The sequence below is a fragment of the Streptomyces sp. NPDC048211 genome, from assembly GCF_043202315.1.
GTDB lineage: Bacteria > Actinomycetota > Actinomycetes > Streptomycetales > Streptomycetaceae > Streptomyces.
Map to the genome: position 1 here is coordinate 289,256 of NZ_JBIDAD010000002.1, position 22,281 is coordinate 311,536.

At 71.8% G+C, this 22,281-nt stretch carries 21 protein-coding genes; 8 read left to right on the forward strand and 13 right to left on the reverse strand.

Annotated elements, in window-relative coordinates:
* Positions 1 to 14: 14 nt before the first annotated feature.
* Entirely contained in the window at positions 15 to 773 is a 759-nt protein-coding gene (locus tag ACGFZA_RS08205) for a CoA-transferase subunit beta (protein ID WP_393678180.1), read from the reverse strand.
* A 47-nt stretch (positions 774 to 820) separates the two neighbouring features.
* Positions 821 to 1,738 (reverse strand): CoA transferase subunit A, encoded by a 918-nt coding sequence (locus tag ACGFZA_RS08210; protein WP_393678880.1) that lies wholly within the window; start codon positions 1,736 to 1,738, stop codon positions 821 to 823.
* 156 nt (positions 1,739 to 1,894) lie between these two features.
* On the opposite strand from ACGFZA_RS08210, the gene ACGFZA_RS08215 reads away from it, so the two are divergent.
* The 3 genes from ACGFZA_RS08215 (at position 1,895) to ACGFZA_RS08225 (ending at position 4,977) form a co-directional block, all read left to right on the forward strand.
* Complete coding sequence (locus tag ACGFZA_RS08215) at positions 1,895 to 2,785, forward strand: LysR family transcriptional regulator (protein WP_393678183.1); 891 nt, start codon at positions 1,895 to 1,897, stop codon at positions 2,783 to 2,785.
* Between the two features lie 129 nt (positions 2,786 to 2,914).
* Positions 2,915 to 4,141: an acetyl-CoA C-acetyltransferase gene (locus ACGFZA_RS08220; RefSeq protein WP_393678185.1), complete on the forward strand. Its 1,227-nt coding sequence runs from the start codon at positions 2,915 to 2,917 to the stop codon at positions 4,139 to 4,141.
* A 119-nt stretch (positions 4,142 to 4,260) separates the two neighbouring features.
* Positions 4,261 to 4,977, forward strand: a complete 717-nt coding sequence (locus tag ACGFZA_RS08225; RefSeq protein WP_393678187.1) for a hypothetical protein — start codon at positions 4,261 to 4,263, stop codon at positions 4,975 to 4,977.
* Between the two features lie 39 nt (positions 4,978 to 5,016).
* Here the strand turns inward: ACGFZA_RS08225 and ACGFZA_RS08230 are convergent, their stop codons facing one another.
* The 5 genes from ACGFZA_RS08230 to ACGFZA_RS08250 form a co-directional block, all read right to left on the reverse strand.
* The gene (locus ACGFZA_RS08230) at positions 5,017 to 5,763 is read right to left on the reverse strand and encodes an SAM-dependent methyltransferase (protein ID WP_393678189.1); all 747 of its coding nucleotides are present in this window, start codon (positions 5,761 to 5,763) and stop codon (positions 5,017 to 5,019) included.
* A gap of 44 nt (positions 5,764 to 5,807) precedes the next feature.
* On the reverse strand, positions 5,808 to 7,271 hold the full coding sequence (locus ACGFZA_RS08235) for a sialate:H+ symport family MFS transporter (protein ID WP_393678191.1): 1,464 nt from the start codon (positions 7,269 to 7,271) through the stop codon (positions 5,808 to 5,810).
* A gap of 64 nt (positions 7,272 to 7,335) precedes the next feature.
* Complete coding sequence (locus ACGFZA_RS08240) at positions 7,336 to 8,016, reverse strand: N-acetylmannosamine-6-phosphate 2-epimerase (protein WP_393678193.1); 681 nt, start codon at positions 8,014 to 8,016, stop codon at positions 7,336 to 7,338.
* The gene (locus ACGFZA_RS08245; protein WP_393678195.1) at positions 8,013 to 8,978 is read right to left on the reverse strand and encodes an ROK family protein; all 966 of its coding nucleotides are present in this window, start codon (positions 8,976 to 8,978) and stop codon (positions 8,013 to 8,015) included. The genes ACGFZA_RS08240 and ACGFZA_RS08245 overlap by 4 nt, the downstream gene beginning before the upstream one ends.
* Positions 8,975 to 9,934, reverse strand: coding sequence for a dihydrodipicolinate synthase family protein (locus tag ACGFZA_RS08250; RefSeq protein ID WP_385287107.1), 960 nt, complete (start codon positions 9,932 to 9,934; stop codon positions 8,975 to 8,977). Before ACGFZA_RS08250 ends, ACGFZA_RS08245 begins: the two co-directional genes overlap by 4 nt.
* 150 nt (positions 9,935 to 10,084) lie before the next feature.
* Between ACGFZA_RS08250 and ACGFZA_RS08255 the strand changes: the two genes are divergently transcribed.
* Positions 10,085 to 10,780, forward strand: a complete 696-nt coding sequence (locus ACGFZA_RS08255) for a FadR/GntR family transcriptional regulator (protein WP_385287105.1) — start codon at positions 10,085 to 10,087, stop codon at positions 10,778 to 10,780.
* Positions 10,781 to 10,807: 27 nt separating this feature from the next.
* On the opposite strand, the gene ACGFZA_RS08260 is transcribed toward ACGFZA_RS08255, so the two are convergent.
* Positions 10,808 to 11,398 carry a TetR/AcrR family transcriptional regulator gene (locus ACGFZA_RS08260; protein ID WP_385287103.1) on the reverse strand — a complete coding sequence of 197 codons (591 nt, stop codon included), beginning with the start codon at positions 11,396 to 11,398 and terminating at the stop codon, positions 10,808 to 10,810.
* A 117-nt stretch (positions 11,399 to 11,515) separates the two neighbouring features.
* Here ACGFZA_RS08260 and ACGFZA_RS08265 point away from each other — a divergent pair, with 117 nt between their 5' ends.
* Both ACGFZA_RS08265 and ACGFZA_RS08270 read left to right on the forward strand, forming a co-directional pair.
* Positions 11,516 to 12,640, forward strand: coding sequence for an ABC transporter permease (locus ACGFZA_RS08265; RefSeq protein ID WP_385287101.1), 1,125 nt, complete (start codon positions 11,516 to 11,518; stop codon positions 12,638 to 12,640).
* On the forward strand, positions 12,637 to 13,326 hold the full coding sequence (locus ACGFZA_RS08270) for an ABC transporter ATP-binding protein (protein ID WP_393678199.1): 690 nt from the start codon (positions 12,637 to 12,639) through the stop codon (positions 13,324 to 13,326). Before ACGFZA_RS08265 ends, ACGFZA_RS08270 begins: the two co-directional genes overlap by 4 nt.
* An 11-nt stretch (positions 13,327 to 13,337) precedes the next feature.
* Here the strand turns inward: ACGFZA_RS08270 and ACGFZA_RS08275 are convergent, their stop codons facing one another.
* From ACGFZA_RS08275 to ACGFZA_RS08295, 5 genes are all read right to left on the reverse strand, one after another.
* Positions 13,338 to 14,528: an FAD-dependent monooxygenase gene (locus ACGFZA_RS08275; RefSeq protein WP_393678201.1), complete on the reverse strand. Its 1,191-nt coding sequence runs from the start codon at positions 14,526 to 14,528 to the stop codon at positions 13,338 to 13,340.
* Positions 14,529 to 14,627: 99 nt separating this feature from the next.
* The gene (locus ACGFZA_RS08280) at positions 14,628 to 16,064 is read right to left on the reverse strand and encodes an exo-alpha-sialidase (protein ID WP_393678203.1); all 1,437 of its coding nucleotides are present in this window, start codon (positions 16,062 to 16,064) and stop codon (positions 14,628 to 14,630) included.
* Positions 16,065 to 16,130: 66 nt separating this feature from the next.
* Positions 16,131 to 17,414, reverse strand: coding sequence for a GDSL-type esterase/lipase family protein (locus ACGFZA_RS08285; RefSeq protein ID WP_393678205.1), 1,284 nt, complete (start codon positions 17,412 to 17,414; stop codon positions 16,131 to 16,133).
* A 30-nt stretch (positions 17,415 to 17,444) separates the two neighbouring features.
* The gene (locus ACGFZA_RS08290) at positions 17,445 to 18,446 is read right to left on the reverse strand and encodes an acetylxylan esterase (protein ID WP_393678207.1); all 1,002 of its coding nucleotides are present in this window, start codon (positions 18,444 to 18,446) and stop codon (positions 17,445 to 17,447) included.
* Between the two features lie 175 nt (positions 18,447 to 18,621).
* Positions 18,622 to 19,341, reverse strand: coding sequence for a FadR/GntR family transcriptional regulator (locus tag ACGFZA_RS08295; protein ID WP_393678209.1), 720 nt, complete (start codon positions 19,339 to 19,341; stop codon positions 18,622 to 18,624).
* 167 nt (positions 19,342 to 19,508) lie between these two features.
* Here ACGFZA_RS08295 and ACGFZA_RS08300 point away from each other — a divergent pair, with 167 nt between their 5' ends.
* On the forward strand, positions 19,509 to 21,104 hold the full coding sequence (locus ACGFZA_RS08300; RefSeq protein WP_385287087.1) for an ABC transporter substrate-binding protein: 1,596 nt from the start codon (positions 19,509 to 19,511) through the stop codon (positions 21,102 to 21,104).
* A 225-nt stretch (positions 21,105 to 21,329) separates the two neighbouring features.
* Complete coding sequence (locus tag ACGFZA_RS08305) at positions 21,330 to 22,280, forward strand: ABC transporter permease (RefSeq protein WP_393678212.1); 951 nt, start codon at positions 21,330 to 21,332, stop codon at positions 22,278 to 22,280.
* The last annotated feature ends 1 nt before the right edge of the window (position 22,281 follow it).

Below are 22,281 nucleotides of genomic sequence, written 5' to 3' on the forward strand. Positions count from 1 at the left end.
GCGGGCGGTGCGGCTCAGCGGAGGTACACGCGGCCCGGGTCGACATCCTCGCGCAGCAGCCGCAGCTCCTCGCAGGTCGGGGGCGGAACCTCGTCGACGGTGTCGGCGACCCGCAGTTCCCATCCGGTGGCGGCCCTGACCTGCTCCACGGTGACCCCGGGCAGGACGGCGACCAGCCGAAGCTCCTCACCGACGCCCGCGCGGGCCATGATGCCCAGTTCCGTGATGACCCGGGTGACACCGGCACCCAGCGGCCGGATGCCCTCGGCGAGGGCGCGGTCCGGGCCCGGGGTGGTGCAGAAGTCGAGCTCCGCCGGGAAGGAGCGCGGGTGGTGACGGCGCATCACCACGAAGACCTCGCGGGAGTTGGCCATCACCTCGACGCCGCCGCCCGAACCGGGCAGCCGGACCGACGGGCTGTCCCACGCGCCGATCACCGAGGTGTTGAGGTTGCCCCAGCGGTCGATCTGCGCGGCGCCGAGAAAGCCGACGTCGATGTGGCCGCCCTGGAGCACGCAGCCGAAGAGCACGGGCATGGGGAGCACCGCCTCCGCTCCGGTGATCAGGACCGCGTCGGCGATGGTCTCCGGCAGGTGCGAGGGGCGGGCGCCGCAGACCCCGGACTCGTACACCACCTCGATGTCCGGGGCGACCGTGAGACGGGCCAGCTCGGTGGCGAGCGTCGGCAGGCCGATTCCGGCGAACACGGTGCGGCGGGCGGCCAGTTCGCGGGAGGCCACGACGGAGAGCAGTTCGGATGCGGTGGCGGTCATGGACTGTTCCTCCTCGTGTCCCGTGGCGGTGCTTCCCCCGGAGCCGGTCACAGCCGCCGCCCGTAGTTCACCGGCTCGCTGAGCGCCTCGCCGACCGCGAGCCGGGCCCAGAACTCCTCGCCGTGCCGGTCGACGTACTCCGCGTGGTCCGCGGTGCCGCGCACCCACTCGTCCAGCCATTCCCGGAGGCGCCGCGGGTCCTTGCTGATGTGCGACCAGGCCCGGTAGAAGGCGTTGTCGCGGTCGTAGTACCCCTGCGCGAAGGAGGGGTGTGCCCCGCGCGGGCAGCAGACCACCGCGTCGACCGCGTGCGCCGGTACGAGCGTGCGGTTGGGGTCCGAGCGGACCACCTCGTCGTCGACGATCTCCTCCACGACGACCACCGCCTTGTCCGCCGCGTACACGGCTTCGGCCTGGATTCCGGTCAGGCCCCACATCTGGGTGTTGCCGCCGCGGTCGGCGCGCTGGGCGTGGATGATCGTCACGTCCGGGTTGACGGGTGGGACGACGTAGATCTGCTCGGGCTCGCCGTCCGGGCCTGGGTAGGGCGAAGTGACCTTGCGCAGGTCGCTGTTGACGGACGGCAGATCGCTGCCGCCGTACGAGCGCAGGGGATAGAACGGCAGCCGCTGCGATCCGGCGAGATAGCGGCAGATCATTCCGTAGTGGCTGTACTCCTCGAAGACGAGGGGCGCCGGGTCCCCGCTCTCCACCCGCCGGCGGAGCTCACCGAGGGAACCGGCCGAGGAGTTGCCCACGAACGAGGAGACCAGCCGCGTCACACAGCCCGCGGCGATCATCTGGTCCACCACGATGTCCGCGGTCATCCGTACGACGGTGAGGTCGCGGCGGCCCTGGCGGATGATCTCGTGACCCGCGGCGGTGGGGACGAGATGGGTGAAGCCTTCGAGGCAGACGGTGGCGCCGTCGTGGACGAAGGCGGCGATCGCCGCCTTCATGGACATCGTCTTGTCTTTCCGGTCCGTCGGGGCCACCGTGCTCCTCTGCGTGTGCGGGCGCGCGTCGCCCCACGGTGCCAGCACTGATTGATCGCTGTCCAATACCGAATTAAGCTCGGATCAAGACGTCATTCCAATCAATGGGTGCCGAGGAGGGCGGGCGTGGAGCTGCGTCATCTGTCCGCGTTCCTGGCCGTGGCCGATGAGCTGCACTTCGGCCGGGCCGCCAAGCGGCTGCAGATGGCCCAGCCGCCGCTGAGCCAGCAGATCCGCCAACTGGAGAAGGAGCTGGGTGTCCAGCTCTTCGAGCGCAACACCCGCTCGGTGCGGCTCACCAGTGCGGGGGAGTCGTTCCTCCAGCCGGTACGGACCGTGCTCGACGACCTGGACACCGCCGTACGGGCTGCCAAGGCGGCCGGCCGCGGCGAATACGGGCGGGTCAGCATCGGCTTCGCGGGAGCCTCCAGCCACGAGACGCTGCCCCGGCTGACCCGCGCGGTGCGCGCCGCCCACCCCGCGATCGAACTCGTCATGACCGGCCAGACCTACGCCAACGTCGCGCTCGCCAGGGTCGCGGACGGCTCGCTGGACCTCGGCTTCGTACGCCTGCCGGTGACGCAGCCGGGCGTGACCTTCCGGGTGATCGACGAGGAGGAGCTGGTCTGCGCGCTGCCCTCGGACCATCCGCTCGCCGCCCAAGACAGCGTTCCGCTGGAGGTGCTGGCCGGGGAGCCGTTCGTCTCGTTCCCCGCGAACACCGGCTCCACCGTGCGCGACGCGATGGTCGGGGCCTGCGAGGCCGCCGGGTTCAATCCGCGGGTGGTGCAGGAGGCGCCGGACTCGTACACGATCCTGGCCCTCGTCGCCGCAGGGGTCGGGGTGACCCTGACCGTCACCTCCGTCCAGCACATCCAGCAGAGCGGTCTCGTCTACCGTCCCCTCGCCGGGCCGCCGATCCGGCGCCAGGCGGCGCTGGCCTGGCGGGCCGACAACCCCTCGGCCGCGTTGCGCGCGGTCCTCGCCGTCGCGGAGGACGCGCTGCCCACCCCGTAGCAGCCACCCATTGAGACGCGCAGCGTCTTGAATCAGGGGGAACTGGATATTGGACCGACTCAGTCGTCGGGTGCGAGGGTCAGGTCACACCCTTGTCTTCTTCGTGTCCCCTCCCGGAAAGGCCCCGCTGTGCCCGACCCGAACGATGTCGTGATCTGCGAACCGCTGCGCACCCCCATCGGCCGCTTCGGCGGGGCGTTCGCCGGGCAGACGCCCGCCGCTCTCGCCGCCCGCGTCATCGCCGAGGTGGTCGCCCGCACGGGGATCGACCCGGACCGGATCGACGAGGTGATCCTCGGACACGCCTACCCGTCCTCCGACGCCCCCGCCATCGGCCGGGTCGCCGCCCTGGACGCAGGGCTCCCCGTCTCCGTCACCGGAACCCAGATCGACCGCCGCTGCGGCTCCGGACTCCAGGCCGTCCTCGACGCCGCGATGCAGATCAGGGCCGGGTTCAGCGACGTGGTCGTCGCGGGCGGCGTCGACGTGATGAGCGCCGCGCCCTACTACACGCACGACGGCCGCTGGGGCATCAAGGGCCCCGGCCTCCAGCTGCACGACTCGCTGGCCCGCGGCCGGGTCACGGCGGGCGGCGTCAACCACCCCGTCCCCGGCGGCATGATCGAGACCGCGGAGAACCTCCGCCGTCAGTACGGCATCAGCCGCGCCGACCAGGACGCCCTGGCCCTGCGCTCGCAGCAGCGCGCAGGCCGGGCGGTGGCCGAGGGGCGGTACGGGGCGGAGACCGTCCCCGTCACCGTGAGGACGCGCAAGGGCGAGACGGTGGTCACCGCGGACGAGCACCCCCGCCCCGACACCACCGCCGAACAGCTCGCCGCGCTCCGCCCGGTCCTGGGCAAGTCCGACCCGGAGGCCACGGTCACCGCCGGCAACGCCAGCGGCCAGAACGACGCGGCGGCCGCCTGCCTGGTGACCAGTGCCGCCACCGCCGAGCGTCTCGGCCTCACCCCGCTGGTGCGCCTCGTCTCCTTCGCCCGCGCCGGTGTGCCCGCCGCCACCATGGGCATCGGACCCGTCCCCGCCACCCGCACCGCCCTCGCCCGCGCCGGGCTCACCCTCGCCGACCTCGACCTGATCGAGCTCAACGAGGCCTTCGCCGCCCAGGTGCTGGCCTGCACCCGCGAACTGGGCCTCGGCGAGAAGGACCACGAGGAGCGGATCAACGTCAACGGCTCCGGGGTCTCCCTCGGCCACCCCGTCGGCGCCACCGGCGCCCGCATCCTCGCCACGCTCACCAGGGAACTGCACCGTCGCGAGGCCCGCTACGGCCTGGAGACCATGTGCATCGGCGGCGGCCAGGGCCTCGCCGCGGTCTTCGAGCGCATCGCGGCCTGAGACCTGACGGCACCACAGGCCGCTGCGCCCGGGATCCCGGCAAGGTCATCCGCCCCGGATGAGCGAGCCGGCCGGACGCGGCCGACGACGCACCGACACGCACCGCACAAGGGGACCCCATGGGCAAACAGCGCATCACCGTCTGTCTGCCGCCCGTCGGCCCCGACGGGCTGAAGCAGGCGATCGGGGAGGCCATGGCCCCCTTCTGGTACGACCGTGAGGACCGCCCCCACCCGGACTGGGTGGGGGAGTGGAGCTACTGGTTCGTCTCCGGGGCGGGCTGTCTCTTCGACGTACTGCCCGGTCACGAGGACGATCCCCGGCTCGTGCGGTACGACGACTGGACCGATGACCCCGACGACCTGCCGCCCTCACGCTGCCACGGCGGCCCGCGCGGCATCCTCGACCTCGACACGCCCCGCGCCGCCGAGGCACTCCGGGCGGGCGGGACCTGGACGGCGTACCACGCCTTCGCCGGCCGCTACCCGCCCGCGCTGCCCTTCCGTCACTTCGCCGAGCACGCCGGGGCCCTGGATCCCGAACACGCCAGAGAGGCGGCCGTGGCCTCCTTCCGCGCGCAGCCCCTGATCCGGGCGATCGAGGCGGACCCCGCCCTGGAGGAGCGGTTCACCTCCGACCCCGTCCTCCACTTCGACGAGGACCGGGAGACGTACGTGGCGCGCCATGTGGCCGCCGTGCTGCCCACCCCCGCCCTGCTCACCCTCGACGGGCGGTGGCTGGAGGGCGGGGGCCCGGAGTACGACCACATGTTCCAGTCCTGCCTGGACGGCCTGCCCGGCGACACCATGGTCGTGCGCGTGCTCTACCACTCCTGACCCTCCGGCGCCCGGGACGTCGCGCGCCGCGTCCCGGGGTCAGCGCTTCATCAGGGCGAACACACCCCACCCCAGGTACTCGCGCTGGTACCGGGCGTGCCGCACCGGCCCCGAGGTCAGCTCCGCGCGCATCTCGCCTGCCAGCTCGTCGTCGGGGTTCGCGTCGAGCCAGCGGCGGATGCTGAGCCACTGAGCCGCGACGTACCGGTCCCAGCCCTGCTGGTCGGCAAGCACCATCTCCACCACGTCCCAGCCCAGCTCCCCGAAGTGTCCGAGCAGTTCCGGCAGGGCGAAGAAATCGTCCCGGTCCGTCGCGTGGCACGCCTCGACGGCTGCGAGGTCCGGCGGTTCACGGCGCCAGTACGGTTCGCCGATCAGCAGCAGCCCGCCCGGCCGCACCGAGCGCTCCAGGAGGGCGATCGTGCCGGCCACGCCGCCGCCGATCCAGGTGGCGCCGACGCACGCGGCCAGGTCGACGGGTTCCGGCGCGACATGGCCGGACGCGTCGCCGTGCACGAATGCGACCCGGTCCGCCACCCTCAGCTCCGCCGCCCGTTCCCCGGCGGCGGCCAGGAAGGCGGTGCTGATGTCGACCCCCGTCCCGGTCGCGCCGTGATCGCGCGCCCAGGTGCAGAGCAGCTCGCCGCTGCCGCAGGCGAGGTCGAGGATCCGGGTCCCCGGAGCCAGGCGCAGAGCCCGGCCCAGGGTGGCCAGATCCTCCTCGGTGAACGGATTGTGTAGGCGGTGGCCGCTCTCGCGGATGACGAAGGCACGGGGAAGGTCCACGCCGGGAAGCTAGGCCGTCCCCACGCCGCAGTCCACCGAATTACTCACCGGTCCGCGGGCGCGTGCTCACCGGCAGCCGGCGTCGGCGCCACCGCCAGGTGGTCGCGCTCGGCGTCCGGGTCCGTCAGCCGGTTCAGCCGCGCCGGTACGTCGAAGCCGACCAGCACCACCACGATCACCGTGCCCGCGAACGTCAGCACCGCCAGGGCCTGCCCCAGGTCCATCCCGGAGGCGAGATGGGCCCCGAGCACCGGGGCGACCGCCCCGCCGAGGGCGCCCACGTTGTACGTGAAGCCGAGCGCCGCACCCCGGCTGGCGGTCGGGAAGTGCCCGCCGATGTAGCGGGGGAGCAGCCCCGAGATGCCGAAGCTCGTCGCCTGGAGGAGGAAGAGGAGGATGCCGAGCAGCATCAGGTTGTCCCGCACCGCGAAGACCGGGTAGACGAAGGCGAGTGAGGCCAGCAGCGTCAGCGCGTACGCCTTCTTCGTGCCGATCCAGTCGCCGAGGAAGCCCGCGACCCAGCAGCCCGCCATGGTGCCGAAGCCGGCGAAGTACAGCACGTCGGTGACCTGGTCCGTGGTGTAGCCCAGCTCCGTCTTCAGATACGTGGGCAGCAGGGCCTGGATCGGCCAGGAGTACAGGAACGCGAAGAACAGCGTCACGATCATCGACAGGTACAGCACCCAGCTGCGCTTCCCGCCCAGCTGCACGGCGAACGCGGCGAGCGTGAGACCTGCGATCACCGAGAGCACCGGCACCATACCGGCTCCGCCCGGCGTGAAGACGAGGAAAAGGGAGACCGTGGCGACGACGACGAGGACCGTGTTGACGGTGGCGCGGGCAGGTGTGAGGAACAGCGGCCGGAAGGGGTTGGGCTTGGCCCCCCGCTCCGCCACGGTCTCCGTCCACTCCTCGGCCTCGGGCAGCGTGCGCCGCATCCACAGCGCGATGGCGATCGGGACGATGCCCAGATAGAACATCCAGCGCCAGCCGAGCGAGGGCACCACCCAGTTGTAGACCTGGGCGGCGAGCACCGAGCCGACCGAGAAGCCCGAGATCAGGAAGCCGCTGGCCCGATTGCGCAGACCGGCGGGCCAGCTCTCCATGACGTACGTGGAGCTGGCGCTGTACTCGCCGGCCATGCCCATGCCGATGGCCAGCCGGGCGGCGAACAGACTCGTGTAGTTCCACGCGAACCCGCACGCGAAGGTGCCCACCGAGTACAGCAGGATGCTGAGCACCATGGAGAACTTGCGGCCGTAGCGGTCGCCGATGGCGCCGAGCACGGCGCCGCCCAGCCAGCGGGTGATGAACGCACCGGAGATCAGGCTGGCCGCCTGCACCGTGCTCAGGCCGAACTCGTCACTGATCTCGGTGAGGACGAGGGTGATCAGCACGAAGTCGAAGCCGTCGAGTACATAGCCGATCCAGGCGGCGAAGAACGACTTCCACTGGGTGCGGCTCAGCCTGCGGTACCAGGGGAGCGTGGGGGGTGTGGTGGTCTGCACGGTGACTCCAGGGTGCGGGACGGTGCCCGGTTGTGTGAACAGCCGTCCCGCGTGGTGGGACAGGTCATGGCCGGGTGATGCCTGCCACGAAGCGGGCGGTCAGAGCCGTGGGAGCGGTGATGGCGGTGCCGACGACGACGCTGTGGGCGCCGCGCGCCAGGGCGTCGGCCGCTTCGCCGGGGGTGTTGATACGGCCTTCGGCGACGACCGGGACGTCGATCGCGGCGGAGAGGGCCGAGACCAGATCGAGATCCGGGCCGGTCTGCTTCGGCGTGCCGGGCACGTAACCGGACAGGGTCGTGGAGACGAAGTCCGCCCCGAGCTCCGCCGCCGCGACACCCTCGGCGAGGGTCGAGACGTCGGCCATGACGAGCGCGCCCGCCGCGTGCACGGCCTCGACGAGCTCGGCGAACGTCGATCCGTCGGGGCGCGGCCGGTCGGTGGCGTCCGCGGCGACGACGGCGGCGCCCGCCGAGGCCACGGCCAGGGCGTGCCGGACGGTCGGGGTGATGAACACCCCGGTGTCGCCGTCCTTCCACAGGCCGATGACCGGCAGGCCGACGACGGCGGTGATCGCGGCGACGACCTCCGGATCGTTGGCGCGGATCGCGGCGCCGCCGCCGGCGACCGCCGACTGCGCGAGCCGGACCAGAGTGGACGTCTCCCGCATCGGATCGCCGGGGGGCGCCTGACACGACACGATCAGCTTGCCCCGGAGGGTGGTGGCCAGTTCCTGCGCGGTCATCGGAGAGCTCCCGGGTGGTGGAGGGGAAGAGTGGTGGTGAGGGCGGCCGCGCCGAGCACGGCCGCGTCGTGGCCGAGCAGCGGGGCCTGCGGGACGAGCCTGCGCAGCGGCCCCATCAGCTCCCCGGCGAAGGCGGCCCGCAGGGCGTCCCCGTACAGCGGGCCGATCCGCGGGACCCCGCCGCCGATGACGACCCGGTCCGGGCCGAACGCGTTGGCGAGCCCGCCGAGGACATGGCCGGCCGCGGCCGCGCCCGTGGTGATGGCGGTGACGGCGTGGGCGTCGCCCTGCGCGGCGCGCGCGGCGACGGTCTCCAGCCGGTCCACACGGGCACCGGTCAACCGCTCGTAGTGGGCGGCGATCCCGGGGCCGGAGGCGATGACCTCCAGGTGACCGGTGGCCCCGCAGGTGCAGGGCAGCCCGGCGGCCTCGGGGCTGGGCAGATGGCCGAGGTGACCGGCGATGCCGGCCGCGCCGTGCAGCATCCGCCCGTCGGCGGCGAGGGCGCCGCCGACGCCGGTGCCGATGGCGGCGAAGAGCAGGGAGCCGTGGCCCCCGGTCTCGGCGTTCAGCGTGGCGAGCTCCGGCCCGGCGGTCGCGCGCACGTCGTTGTCGCAGGCCACCGCGTATCCGGTGCGGTTGGCGAGGCCGACGCCCAGCGGGGTGCCCGCCCAGCCGCGCAGCGAGTCGGTGGCGCTGGTGACCATGCCGGTACGGGGATCGATGACCCCGGCCGCCGCGATGCCGAGCACCGCGGCACTGTGGCCGGGGTCGACCTCGGCGGCGGCCGCGGCGAGTGCGTCGAGCACCGCCGCGGCGCCCTCCTGGGCCGGGGTGGGCCGGCTGTGCCGGGCCAGGACCGTGCCGTCCGCCCCGAGCAGCGCGGCGGCGATCTTTGTGCCGCCGAGGTCGAGGCCGACGACGGGCGGCCCGGCCGGCGCCGGCTGTGTCGAGGCGGTCATCGGACGGGCGGCAGACCGGCGTCGCGCAGCCGTCCGGAGACGAGTGCGACGGATTCGGCGGACAGCTGGATCTGCGGGAACGCGGTGTCGCCGCAGTCGATGATGCCGAGCAGTCGGAGCGCCGACTTGAAGGAGCCGAGCGCCGAGGAGCTGCGCCCCATGTCCGCCTCGGGGCCGACGTCGACCATGGCGAACAGCTTGATCAGCCGCTCCTGCTCCCTGGCGGCCAGCGTCCAGTCGCCGGCGCGCGCGGCCTCGTAGAGCCGTACGTAGCCTGCCGGGTCCACGTTGCCGATGCCGGGGACGACGCCGTCGGCGCCGGCCAGCAGGGCCGCGTCGACGGTCAGCTCTGATCCGGTGAGGATGCTGAAGCCCGGGACCGGTCCGTCGGCGCGCCCCTCGCGGCCGCCGAGCTCGACGACGAGCCGGCGCAGCCCGCCCTCGTCGCCGCTGCTGTCCTTGAGCCCGGCCAGGGTGCCGTCCTCGGCGAGCTCGCGGACCAGCGCGGAGGACAGCTTGCTGTGCACGGCGACCGGGATGTCGTACGCGAACAGCGGCAGGTCCACCTCGGCGCGCAGCCGCCGGAAGTGCCCGGCGATCTCCTTGGCGTGGGTGCGGGTGTAGAACGGCGCGGTCGCGACCAGGGCGTCGGCGCCCAGGGCGGCGGCCGCCCTGGCGTGTTCGACGACCCGGGCCGTGGTGGTGTCGATGACACCGGCGAGGACGGGGACGCGTCCGTCGGTCGTGTTGACGACGGTCTCCAGGACCGTGGCGCGCTGTTCGTCGGTGAGGTAGGCGACCTCGCTGGTGGACCCGAGCGCGAAGAGTCCGTGCACACCCCCGGCGATGAGGTGCTCGACGAGCCGGACGAGGGACGTGGTGTCGACCTCCCCGCGGGAGTCGAGCGGGGTGCAGACCGGCGGGACGACGCCGTGCAGGGGTGCGGTCAGAGGCATGGTGAAGGCTCCAGCTGGTCGGGACACCGATCCGTGGCCTGAGCGGCTACCCGGATCGAGACATGAGACGTAAGATGTCCTATGTCTGGCTTCACCTTAAACAGATGCTCCTGCGAACGGTCAAGGGGCACGGCACCTCAGGAGGACGTTGTGGCGCGGCCCACCATGGCTCAGGACATCGAGCGCCGGCTCAAGGAGCTGATCCTGGAGAGACGGCTCGCGCCCGGCGACGCCCTGCCCACCGAGGCCGAGCTGATGGAGCTCTTCGGAGCCGGCCGGGTATCGGTGCGCGAGGCCCTCAAATCGCTCCAGGCGGTCAACGTCGTGGAGATCCGCCGGGGTTACGGCACCTTCGTGGGCTCGCTCTCCCTGTCGCCGTTCGCCGAGGGCCTCGCCTTCCGCGCGGCCGTCCGCCACCGCCAGGGCGAGCCGGGGCTCGCCGAACTGATGAAGGTGCGGGAGGCTCTGGAGGCGGGGCTCGTCGGAACCGTGGCGGCCGGCGTCCCGGCGGAGGATCTGGAGGTGCTGCGCGCCCTGGTCGCGAAGATGGAGGAGGAGGCCGCCGCCGGCCGGGTGGCCCGCTCCACCGACCGCGCCTTCCATCTCGCGCTCTACGCCTCGTTGGACAACCACCTGCTCAGCGAGGTGCTCGACGCGTTCTGGGCGGCCATGGACCGGGTGCGGGAGGACCTCGACGACGGGCACCAGGATCCGTCGGTCACCTGCGCCCAGCACCGCGAGATCGTCGAGGCCGTCGCGGCGGCCGACGGGGTGCGGGCGGTACGGGCGATGCGTACGCACTTCGACGGCATCCGCGACCGGCTGGAACCGGCCCCGGCCCGGTAGCCGGGCGGGGTGGGCCCGGCCGGCCGCTCACCGTTCCTGCGTGGCCCCGGTGATCGCGGTGACGGCCATGCGCACGGCCCGGTCCGTCACCGCCGCGGCGTCGTCACCGTTCTCGATCGCCGTCGTGGCCGCGTTGACGATGCCCTGCAGAAGCAGCGCCGTGCGCCGCGGGTCCTCCTCGCCCAGCTCGGTCAGCGCGCCGATCAGCGGGGTGAGGAGTTCCCGGTGGGCCCGCACCGCGCTCTCCCGCACCACCGCCGCGTCCCGGACCCCGGCCAGCGCCTGGGCGATCCGGTGCTCCCCGCCGCGCACCAGGTCCAGCTGCGAGGACACGTAGGCGGCGATCTTCTCCTCGGGCGTACCGGCGGCCGACATGCCGGCCCGGATGGCGTCCGTCCAGCGGGGCATCGCGTCCTCGACGACCGCGGCGAGCAGTTCGGGGCGGCCGGGGAAGTACTTGTACACGCTGTTGCGGGCGAGGCCCGTGGCCTTGGCGATCGCGGAGAAGGTCACGGCCTCGGCGTCGCCGCTCTCCAGCAGCTCGCGCGCCGCCCGCACCAGGGCCAGCCGCTGCTGGGCGTGGTGCTCGGCGACGGTGGCGGCTCTGATCCGGGGCACCGGCCCAGTCTAGAAGCCGCGGCGGCCCGGACCGCCCCCCACTTAGGGACGCCGCGTCCCCATCATCTATGTTAGCGACACCTTGTCCCTAACATCGATCCATCGAAGGGAACCGCTGTGTTCCTCGCACTGCTGGAGCTGCGCGCCGCCCGGGGGCGCTTCCTGCTCATGGGGTCCGTCGTGGTGCTCGTCGCCGCACTCGTCGGCATCGTCTCCGGTTTCACCACCGGCCTGGGCGACGACACCATCTCCGCGCTGCGCCGCCTTCCGGCCTCACAGCTGGTCTTCTCCTCGGACGCGCGGTCCGACCAGTTCGCCCGCAGTCTCCTCGACGAGAAGACCGCCGCCGCCTGGCGCGAGGACGCGGACACCGAGACGACCCCGCTGGGGGTCTCCATCACCCGCGGCACGACGAACCGCGGCGCCGAGGTCGATCTCGCCGCTTTCGGCGTCGAGCCCGGCTCCTTCCTCGCCCCCTCCGTCGACGAGGGGGAAGGCCTCGCCGACGTGGCGGCGGACACCATGGTGATGTCCGCCCAGCTCGCCGACGACGGCGTGCGCGTGGGCGACACACTCGTCATCGACCGGCTGGGCATCGAACTGCGGGTCGTCGGGCGGACCGAGCGGTCCAGCTACGGCCATGTGCCGGTCGCCTACGTCCCGTTGCCGACCTGGCAGCGCATCCGCTTCAGCACCCCGGGCGCCCCGGCGTCCGCCGGCGCCGCGCCCCCCGGGCAGTTCAGCGCCCTGGCCCTGCGCACCCCGCCGGACGGGGCCTCCACCGCCACCCTCGACGCGCGGTACTCCACCACCACCCTCACCAAGGAGAAGGCATACGAGGCGGCCCCCGGCTATACCGGCGAGCGCGTCACCATGAACTCGATCCAGGTCTTCCTCTACCTGATCGCCCCCCTGGTGGTCGGTGCCTTCTTCGCCGTGTGGACCGTGCAGCGACAGCCCGAACTCGCCCTGCTGCGGGCCCTGGGAGCCTCCCGCCGGCGGCTGCTCTCCCACACCGTCCTGCAGGCGGCCCTGGTCGTCGTCCTGGGCACGGCGGCGGGCGCCGCGCTCGCCGGAGCGGTCGGGCTGCTGGTCGGTGACCAGGTGCCGTTCAGCCTTCCCGCCGCCACTCTCCTCGTCACCATGTGCACCGTCGCGGCCGTGGGCCTCGCGGGCACCGCCCTGACCCTGCGCCGGGTCACCCGAGCCGACCCGCTGACCATGCTGGGAGCCAACCGATGAGCCTCGAACTGAGCCGCGTCACCGTCGCGTTCGGTCACGCCGACGCCCGGACCACCGTCCTCGACAGCCTCGACGTCACCTTCGAACCCGGCCGCATGACCGCACTCGTCGGCCCGTCGGGCTCCGGCAAGTCCACGCTGCTCGCCGTCGCGGGTGCGCTGCTGCGGCCCACCGCCGGGCAGGTCCTGCTGGGCGGGGAGGACCTCGCCGAGCTCTCCGATGCCCGGCGTGCCAAGGCGCGCAGGGAACGGATCGGCTACATGTTCCAGAGCGGGAATCTGCTCTCCGGTCTCACCGCGACCGACCAGCTGCTCGCCGCGGTGTACATCAGCGGCGAGCGACCTCGCGTACACCGCTCACGGGCCGAGGAGGCCCTGACCCGGGTGGGCCTCGGCCATCGGCTGCGCCATCGCCCCGAGCAGCTCTCCGGCGGCGAGCGGCAGCGCGTGGCCCTGGCCCGTGCGCTCTTCCTCTCACCGGAGCTTCTGCTGATCGACGAACCGACCGCGGCCGTCGACCGTTCCCAGGCCGGTGAGCTGGCCGCACTGCTGGCCGAACGCACCCACCGGGACGACTGCGTCACGGTCGTGGCCACGCACGACCCGGTCGTGGCGGAGGCCGCCGACCGGGTCGTGGACATGGCCGCGCTGACCGCCGGCGCCGAGCCGTCGGCGGCCGGCCGCTGACCGCAGCGACGTCACTCCCGCTGGACGCCGCCGTACAGATAGCTGCCGGCGCCGTCCAGCGTGGACCGGCTCCACTCCTCGATCTCCGCCGCGCCCATCGCCGCCCAGTCCGGGGTCCGCTCCACCATGGCGTGCCCCAGCCGCCGCCCCAGGGCGACCAGCCGGGCTCCCTCGTCCGACCGCTCGTCGGCGAACCGGACGAGCGCCTCGTCGGCGGAGGACGACGCGCGCAGCACCCGCTCCAGACAGAGCGCGTCCTGCAACGCCTTCGTCGCGCCGCTCGCTGTGTGCGGCCGCGTGACGCTCGCCGCGTCGCCCGCCAGCAGGAACGGCGGTTCCGCGACCCGGGACACATGGAAGTCGGTGACGTCGTGGCAGGCCAGGGAGGTGTGCGCGCCCCGGCCGACGATGCCGGCCCAGTCCGCCGGGAAGTGCTCCTCGGCGACGCGCCGCACGTACTCCTCGCGCCCGGCGGTCCACGACGGAGGGGGAGGGGGACCGTAGATGGCGTAGGCGAGCAGCCGGGACCCCTCGACGGGGCCCGGGATCAGGTAGAACACGCCGTGTCCGCCCCGGAATCCCAGTGTGATCCAGGCAGTGCGCACCCGTTCCAGCTGGTCCGGGTGTCCGGCGAGCGCGTCGAGCGGGAGGGTGCCGCGCCACACCGCGTATCCCGCCGGAACCGGCAGCACACCCGGGGCGACGGCCGCCCGGGTGACGGACCGCGAGCCGTCGGCGCCGACGACGATGTCGTACCGCTCCTCGGAGTCCGCCGTCCGGATCACCGCGCCGCCCGACGGATGGCGCAGCACCTCGGTGACGGGACGCCCGCGGTGGTACGTGACGCCGTCGGCGTTCGCGCGCAGGGTGCGCCACAACAGGCCCCAATGACAGGGTGTCACCGCGCTTTCGTGACGAGCCAGTTCACGCGCGTGCTGCCGACCGGGCTCCCGGGTGAGCCAGACCCGCGAGGGCACCGGCGCCGTCTCCATGCCGGCGTCCAGATAGCGGGCCGCGACCAGTTCCCGGTGGAGCGGCGGCGGGACGACGATGCCGAACCCCCGGTCCTCCAGGGCCCCGTCACTGCGCTCGTACACCGTGACCTCGGCCCCGGCCCTCGTCCCGGCGATCGCCATGGCGCAGCCGGCCACGCTCCCGCCGACCACTCCGATGCGTAATCCGGCTCCCGCCAAGCCCGCCACCGCCTTCTCCGGGTCCTGTGTGTGGCGCTCATTCAACGGGGTGGTGACAGCCCGCGTCCAACCATCCCGTGGCGGCTGGACGCGGGTCCGCCGTCCGGGCTACGGGGTGACGGTGACCGTCGTGCTGCCCGATGCCTGCTTGCCGTCCGCCCGGTAGGTGGCGGTCAGCGTGGCGTTCCCCGAGGCGCCCGCGGCCACCGTCACCGGGACCTTGATGTTGGCGCCCTCGCCGGGCCTCAGCGCCGGGATCGCGGTCTGCGTGGCCGTCCAGCCGCCCGGCACGGTCAGGTCGACGGTGCCCGCGCTGCGGCGCACGTCCATCCTGTTGACGACGCGGACCGTCACCTCGGCGCTCGTGCCCGCCCTGAGTGCCGCCGGCGGGGTGATCGTGATGTCGGCACAGGTGCCGCCGAGCCACTTCAGGTCGAAGGAGGAGTACGTGATGTGCTCGTAGTTGCCCCGTTCGTACAGCAGTCCGAGCCGGCCGTCGGGCAGCCGGGTCAGCGTCGAGTAGGCCGCGGCGCCCGCGTCGACCACCTTCCTGATCGGCCAGGTCTTCCCGTTGTCGCAGGACATCTTGACCGTGAGGTTCTTGCGCGACGTGGCCTCGGTGTTGCTGAAGAGCAGCCAGGACGACTGCGGGTTCGAGGCCGGGACGTCGGGGGCGTAGCGCATGACCGATGCGTTGTTCGCCGGATCGGGGAGCTCGATGTCCTGGACGAACGGGGTGTAGGTGACTCCGCCGTCCGTGGAGTACGCGATCGTCCGGTAGGGCGCCGAGCGGTTGTTGAGCATGATGGTGCCGTCGTTCAGCTCAACGGTCTTGTTCTCGTCACCGCCGGGCCCGACGGGGGTGCCCGTCCGCCAGGTCGCGCCGTGGTCGTCGCTGTAGGCGCTGACCGCGTAGTTGGCCCCGTTGTTCCGGATGGCGTACTGCTGGATCAGCCGGCCCTTGTGGGCCCCGTTGCGCAGCTGGATGCCCTCGCCGGACGCCGCGAACATCCCGCCCCAGGCAGGGTTCTTGATCTGCTTGGTGATCCGGCGGTGGGTCCAGGTCAGACCGTCGTCGTCCGAGTAGCTGTAGTCGGCCTGCAGGACGTTCGGGTCGCTCTCGTCGTTGCCGGTCGCCGAGCCGAAGAATCCCTGGTTCACCCCGGCCGCGTAGAACAGGAAGATACGGCCGGTCGTCCGGTCGACGAGCAGGCTCGGATCCCCGTAGCCCTGGGGCGCGGCGTCCTTGCGGACCACCTGCTGCGCCTGCCAGGTCGTACCGCCGTCGGTGCTGCGCCGCAGCGTCACGCCGATGTTGGAGGGCAGGTCGCCGAGCGTGGGCCGGGCGTCGTACGCCGCCAGCACGGTGCCCTTGACCGAGGTGGTCAGGGCCGGGATCCGGTAGTAGGGGGAGCCCACGCCGTTGACGGTCAGGTCCTGGGACGTGAGCGTGCCGGGGGCGGGTGACGCGGCCTGCGCGGTGCCCGTCGTGGTGGCCACCAGCAGGGCGGCACCGAGCAGGGCGACAGGGACAGTTCTCTTCATGGACGATCTCTCTTCTCGGAAGGGGTGGGGCTTCTCGAAGGGTGGGAGACGGAAGAAGGGGCCGGACTACGGGATGCGCAGGGAGCAGACCGCGCTGCTCGCCTCGTGGATCCGCAGGTCCTTGATCATTTTTAGGGCGATGCGGTGGTGGCCCCGCTCGTTGGGGTGGAGCCCGTCGCTGAGCAGGGACAGGGGGACCTGGCCGCCGTTGCCGTCCCGCCAGTCGTTGTAGTGGTCGACGAAGACGGCCTTCTCCTGTGTGGCGGCCTCGCCCATGACTTGGGCGTACTGCGAGAGGTTCACCCGCCCCGGCCACTTCGCCGGATCCACCGGGTTGGGCGACTGGAGCACCGGCACCGGGGAGCCCGGCAGGGCGCGTACGGAGCGCACGAGCGAGACGAGGTTGGCCCGGTAGGCGTCGAGGCCCAGTCCGGCCGTCGCGATGTCGTTCGTACCGATCATGATCGAGACGACGTGCGGCGAGAAGGCGGTGACCCGCTCGCCGAACCGCGCCACCAGCTCGGCGCTGGTCGCGCCGCTGACTCCGGAATCGACCATGAAATCGCGGTTCTTCGGCTTGCCCAGCTCCCAGCGCACCCGCTCCATCCAGTGCTCCGGGTAGCTGCGCCAGCCATGGGTGTGCAGCGCGCCGTGGGTGATGCTGTCACCGGTGACGACCCAGGTGGCCGGGGTGTTGCTGTTGAGGATCACGGAGATCCGGCCCAGGTCGGCGAGATCGGGGCGGGGGCTCTGCGCGACCAGTTCGGCCTCGCTCAGCACCCGGTCCCAGACGGCTGCCCGCTCGATGGTGCCGGTGCAGAACCACTCGCCGCCGGGGTGGTCGCTGTCGGTGTTGCGCCCCAGTGCGAGGGCGCTCAACCGGGAGACGTTCCCGAAGAAGGAGTGCTGCGCCGTCTCGAACACGGTGCGCCCGCCGGCGGACAGCCTGGTGCCCGACCCGTCGACGGTGACGGCGACGGTGTGGCTCAGCCCGTCGTCGTACCGTGTCCTGGTCATGACATTAATAAGGACCGCGCCCTTCTCGCGTACGGAGAACTGAAGGGCACCGCCGCTCAGGTTCAGTGTGATGTTGGAGGAGGGGGCGGTGGGGTCCGAGGCGCTGAGCAGCGTCATCGCCTCGTTGTGGCTCGTGGTGCGGAAGGTGACGACGATGGTTCCCGTGGTGAGCGGGGCGAGTACGCCGGCCTGGTTCGACAGGTCGACGTACTCGCTGCCGTCCAGGTCCACGGGGGTGTCGTGGTCCAGGACCGGGCCGCTGCCCGCAGCGGCGGCCAAGGAGCGGCCGCCGAGCTGGGTGCCCAGGGCTGCCGCGCCTGCGGCGAAAAGCATGGATCGTCTGCGCACGGAAGGTGCCTCCGGTCAGGAGTGGCCGGCCTGCCCCGACGGCAGGCCTGCGAACAGGGAGGCCACCCAGGCCAGTTGCTCCCGCTGCTGGTACTCCGCGCCGCCCTCGTGCCCGTTGAACGCGTAGATCCGCACGTCCTTGGGCCCGGCGTAGCCGTTGTAGGCGGTGAAGCAGGTGGAGGGCGGGCAGATGTCGTCCATCATCGCGACGGAGAACAGCGCGGGAGCCGTTGCCCGGGTGGCGAGCAGTGCGGCGTCGAAGTACGAGAGGGTGGAGAAGACCGACTCGGTCCGGTCGCGGTGGAGCTTGAGGTACTCGGCGATCTCGGTGAACGGAGGCCGTCCCGAAATCTCCGCCCCACGGCGGAAGTTGCAGAGGAACGGCACATCCGGCATCACCCCCGCCAGCCCGGGGACGAGCCCCGATACGGCCAGCGCGATGCCGCCGCCCTGGCTGACTCCGGTCACCACGATCCGCTCCGGATCGATCTCGGGCCGGGCGCGCACGGCATCGACGCAGCGCACCGCGTCGGTGAACAGCCGCCGGTAGTAGTACGTTTCGGGGCTCTCGATGCCCCGGGTGAGGAAGCCGGGTACGACGCCGGCCGCGCCGCCGTCCGGATCGGCGGTGTCGCCGCCCGCGGCCGACCAGCCCTGGCCGCGGGTGTCCATCAGGAGGTGCGCGTAACCGGCCGACGCCCACAACAGGTTCTCGTGCGCCAGCCCCCGGCCCCGGCCGTACCCCAGGAACTCCACGACGCAGCCCAGCGGTTCGCCCGCCCCGGCCGGCATCCGCAGCCAGCCGCGGACCGGTTGTCCGGCGAAGCCGGGAACCGTCACGTCGTACGTACGGACCTGGATGAGCCCGGTGTCCACCGGTGCGAACACGGGCTTGTCCGCCGCGCAGGACCGGGCCTCGTCCAGGGTCCGCGACCAGAAGGCGTCGAAGTCCGCCGGAACGGGAAGTGTCGGCCGGTAGTCGCGGCAGTCCGCGAGCGAGAGGTCCGTGAACGGCATGGAGGTGCCCTCCTGGGGGCGCGGCGGGAAGTGCCGTGTGCGCGGTGATGCGCTGGGCATCAGACGCATGACGTCAGATGTCCTATCGGCACACGGACCCTAGGCACCCACCAGGTGGGCAGTCAAGGGTCCGCCCGGCTCCTTCCGCCGGGCCCGGGTGGCTCGGGTGAACGGTTCAGCGCCGGGCGCGGGCCTCGGAGATCCGGCGCCGTACGGGGGCGTAGTGCTCGCCGAGCGCCTTGATGAACCCGGCGATGTCGCCCGCCCGGGCGGCGTCCACGATGTTCTGGTGGGCCGCGATCGTCTCCGTCTCGTCGGCGTGCGTGAAGCCGTCCAGGTGCGGCGCGACGATCGCGTACACATCCCAGAAGGCCATGGAGAGCTGCCCGATCAGATCGTTGTCGAGCGGGGCGACGAGCAGGGCGTGGAAGGCGCGGTCGGCGGCCACGAAGCCGTGTCCGTCCTGGGCCCCGGTCGCGCGCATGGTGGCCACCAGGCCGTCCAGGGTGTCCAGCTGCTCGGGCGTGAGCAGCGAGACGATCCGGTCGGCCCGCCCGCGCTCGAAGAGCTCGCGCACGTCGACCAGGTCGGACATCACCTGGAAGTCGTCGTCGGGTGAGAGCAGCCCGCGGAAGGTGAGACTCTCCACCAGCGCGGACAGGCTCAGCCGGCCGACGTAGGTGCCGTGCCCGTGCCTGACCTCGACGATGTCCAGCGCGTTCAGGATCTTGACGGCCTCGCGGACGCTGGAGCGGCTGGCGCCGAGAGCCTCGCACAGGGCGGGCTCGGTGGGCAGCGGATCCCCGGGGCGAAGCCGTTCTTCGAGGATGTACCGCTTGATGCCGTCGACGACTTCCTGCCGGAGCAGCTGCCGGCCGGGCCTCGTTCCGGACATATGTGAACTCCCCACCTCTTGACCCCTCTCGATTGTCAAGCTACGTTCCCACGCTATCAAGGCATCAGACATCTGACGTCTGATGCTTCAGGTTCCGCAGTCCCCGAGAACCTGTGCCAGACCCCCCGGTTTACCCCTGACGCCCACCTCAAGTCCCTGGAGGACCCGTGCCCGAGCTGAGAGCAGCCGGTGTCGAGCGCCGCACCTTCCTTCGTTACACCAGCGCCGTGGGTGCCGCGGCCGCCATCACCGCGGGCCTTTCCGCGTGCGGCGGCCCGTCGTCGACCGCCAACGGCTCGGCGGGCAAGAGCAGCGGCAGCGACCTCATCGAGGCCGGCCTGTCCTACCCGCTGTCGACCGGCTTCGACCCGATGATCACCTCGGGCGCGACCCCGTACGCCGCCAATATGCACATCTTCGAGGGGCTGGTCGATCTCGATCCGGCAACACTCGTGGCACGGCCCGCACTCGCCACCGAGATGCCCAAGAAGATCAACGCCACCACCTACCGCGCGACGCTGCGCAAGGGCGCGACCTTCCACGACGGATCGGCCGTCACCGCCGACGACGTCGTGTTCAGCTTCGAGCGCATCCTGGACCCGAAGAACGCCTCGCTGATGGCACAGTTCGTGCCCTTCATCGACACCGTGAAGGCCGTCGACGCCGGCACGGTCGAGTTCAAGCTCAAGTACCCCTTCGCGCTCTTCCCGTCCCGCATCGCCGTGGCCCGGATCGTGCCGAAGAAGATCGTCGAGGCGGACGTCAAGGGCTTCGACGCCAAGCCCGTCGGCTCGGGGCCGTACAAGTTCGTCTCGGCGACCCGCGAGGACAAGATCGTCTTCGAGAAGTTCGGCGCGTACAACGGCGCGCACCCCGCCAAGGCCAAGAAGATGGTCTGGCGCCTGATCTCGGACCAGTCGGCCCGCGTCAGCGCCATGCAGTCCGGCCGTGTCCAGGCCATCGAGGACGTCCCGTACATCGACGTGAAGGGGCTGTCCGGCACGGCGAAGACCGAGTCGGTGCAGTCGTTCGGCCTGCTGTTCCTGATGTTCAACACCGCCGACAAGCGGTTCGCGGACAAGCGGGTCCGCCAGGCCCTGCACTACGCGCTGGACACCGAGAAGATCATCAAGACCGCCATGGTCGGGAACGCGTCGGCCGCCACGGGCTACGTCCCCGCCACGCACCCCGACTACCACAAGGCCTCCACCGTCTACACGCACGACGTGGCCAAGGCGAAGAAGCTGCTCGCCGAAGCCGGGGTGAAGGACCTCAAGTTCACCGTCCTGACCACCGACACCGGCTGGGTCAAGGACATCGCCCCGCTGATCAAGGAGAGCTGGGCCGCGGCCGGCATCGAGGCCACCCTGGGCATCGCCCAGTCCGCGGCCCAGTACGCCAAGGTCGACAGCGGTGACTTCGAGGTCCTCGTCGCACCCGGCGACCCCTCGGTCTTCGGCAACGACGCGGACCTGCTGCTGCGCTGGTTCTACTACGGCTTCTGGCCGGAGAACCGCTACGGCTGGTCCAGGACCGCCGAGTACAAGAAGGTCAAGCAGCTCCTCGACAAGGCCGCCCAGGCCGGCGACGAGGCGACCCGCAAGCAGCTGTGGGGCCAGATCACCGATGTCGTCGCCGACGAGGTGCCGCTCTACCCGATCCTCCACCGCAAGCTGCCCACCGCCTGGAACGAGAAGGGCCTGACCGGCTTCAAGCCGCTGCCGACCACCGGCCTGTCCTTCCTCGACGTCAGCCCCGCCTGACCGGCGGTTCCCCCGCCGGGGCCGTACGGCAGCCCCCGCACAGGCTGCCGTACGGCCCCGACCCTCCAGCACTCCCGTCCGGGCCGGCCCGGCCCGACCCGGGCCGGCCCGGACGGGAGCCCCAGACCGGCGCCGCCCCGCGCGCGTCCGACAACCCGGTCCGGAACACCGAGCACCCACCGGTGCCCCTGACCGGATGACCGCCCAACCGCAAGGAACCCGACGATGGTTGCTTTTCTCCGGCTCGCGGTGCGCCGCGTCGCGATGATGCCGGTGATGATCCTCGGTATCGCGCTGCTCGTCTTCGTGGTGCTGCAGTTCTCGCCGGTCGACCCGGCCTACAACGCGCTCGGGGAGAGCGCCACCCCTGAGGCCCGGGAGGCCTTCGCCGATGCCAACGGGCTCAACGACCCGCTGCCCGTGCGCTACTTCCACTTCCTCGGCCAGTTGATCCACTTCGACCTCGGGTCGACCGTCCCGCCGAGCCAGCCCGTGCTCGACAGGATCACCGCCGCCTTCCCGCTCACCCTCCAGCTCACGATCCTCGGGCTCGTCATCGCCATCGTCCTCGCCGTCGCCGGCGGCGTCCTGGGCGCGATGTACCGCGACCGCTGGCCCGACCAGCTCTTCCGGGTCCTGTCCATGGCCGGCGTCGCCGTTCCGTCCTTCTGGCTCGGGGTCCTGCTCATCCAGCAGTTCGCGCTGAACACCCAGATCTTCCCGACCGGCGGATACACCAACATCGCCGACTCGTTCGGCGGATGGCTGCGGACGATGATCCTGCCCGCCGTGTCACTCGCGGTGCCCGTCGCCGCCTCGCTCGCCCGCCTCATCCGCACCTCGATGGTCACCGAGCTCGACCGGGACTACGTGCGTACCGCGCAGGGCAACGGACTGCCGGTCTTCCTGGTCATCCGCTCCGTGCTGCGCAACGCCCTCGTCACCCCGCTCACCGTGCTCGGCGTCAAGGTCGGCTACCTGCTCAGCGGCGCCGTCGTCATCGAAGCGATCTTCGACCTGCCCGGCATGGGCAAACTCATCCTCGAAGGTGTCACCGGAGGCGACATCGCCCTGGTCCAGGGCACCGTACTGACCATCGCCATCGCGTTCCTGGTGGTCAACGTCATCGTCGACCTGCTCTACCTGCTGGTCAACCCGCGCATCAGGACGGTGTGAC

Bases quoted from the DNA above. Each gene is read 5' to 3' on its own strand.
- ACGFZA_RS08290 (WP_393678207.1), bottom strand. From the start codon at position 18,446: ATGCCGTTCACGGACCTCTCGCTCGCGGACTGCCGCGACTACCGGCCG.
- ACGFZA_RS08280 (WP_393678203.1), bottom strand. From the start codon at position 16,064: ATGAAGAGAACTGTCCCTGTCGCCCTGCTCGGTGCCGCCCTGCTGGTG.
- ACGFZA_RS08240 (WP_393678193.1), bottom strand. From the start codon at position 8,016: ATGACCGCGCAGGAACTGGCCACCACCCTCCGGGGCAAGCTGATCGTG.
- ACGFZA_RS08205 (WP_393678180.1), bottom strand. From the start codon at position 773: ATGACCGCCACCGCATCCGAACTGCTCTCCGTCGTGGCCTCCCGCGAA.
- ACGFZA_RS08295 (WP_393678209.1), bottom strand. From the start codon at position 19,341: ATGTCCGGAACGAGGCCCGGCCGGCAGCTGCTCCGGCAGGAAGTCGTC.
- ACGFZA_RS08250 (WP_385287107.1), bottom strand. From the start codon at position 9,934: ATGCCTCTGACCGCACCCCTGCACGGCGTCGTCCCGCCGGTCTGCACC.
- ACGFZA_RS08245 (WP_393678195.1), bottom strand. From the start codon at position 8,978: ATGACCGCCTCGACACAGCCGGCGCCGGCCGGGCCGCCCGTCGTCGGC.
- ACGFZA_RS08305 (WP_393678212.1), top strand. From the start codon at position 21,330: ATGGTTGCTTTTCTCCGGCTCGCGGTGCGCCGCGTCGCGATGATGCCG.
- ACGFZA_RS08210 (WP_393678880.1), bottom strand. From the start codon at position 1,738: ATGTCCATGAAGGCGGCGATCGCCGCCTTCGTCCACGACGGCGCCACC.
- ACGFZA_RS08285 (WP_393678205.1), bottom strand. From the start codon at position 17,414: ATGCTTTTCGCCGCAGGCGCGGCAGCCCTGGGCACCCAGCTCGGCGGC.
- ACGFZA_RS08225 (WP_393678187.1), top strand. From the start codon at position 4,261: ATGGGCAAACAGCGCATCACCGTCTGTCTGCCGCCCGTCGGCCCCGAC.
- ACGFZA_RS08270 (WP_393678199.1), top strand. From the start codon at position 12,637: ATGAGCCTCGAACTGAGCCGCGTCACCGTCGCGTTCGGTCACGCCGAC.